Consider the following 360-nt stretch of genomic DNA (forward strand, 5'->3'; position numbering starts at 1 on the left):
GATGACCGCCAACCTCACCCCCGAACTCCTCGCCCGCATCACCATGCTGCTCGCCGTCTGGGCCAAACCCGGCATGAACAACCCCGACGACCCCGACTCCCCCCACGGTTCCATCGAGGACGCCGACCCCGAGGCGGTCGAAGCCGCAGCCGCACGCGACGACCGCACCCCCGCCCAGCTCAACCACGACGCCCTCAACGCACTCCTGAAAGCCGTGTTCGACGACGGACTCCTGGGTAAGAGCCACCGCGGGTTACCCATCCAGCTGATCATCAAAGCCGATCTCAACGACCTACGACGCGAAGCCGGGTTCGCCACCACCGCGACCGGCACCCTGATCCCGATCACCGACCTCGTCAA

Annotated in this window: 1 protein-coding gene; it reads left to right on the forward strand. The window is 66.7% G+C overall.

Going from position 1 to position 360, the window contains the following annotated elements; translation table 11 throughout:
• Positions 1 to 360 (forward strand): DUF222 domain-containing protein (locus GOALK_RS01210; protein WP_040003914.1); only part of this gene is annotated, 360 nt, incomplete at both ends.

Source organism: Gordonia alkanivorans NBRC 16433 (assembly GCF_000225505.1).
Classification (GTDB): domain Bacteria; phylum Actinomycetota; class Actinomycetes; order Mycobacteriales; family Mycobacteriaceae; genus Gordonia; species Gordonia alkanivorans.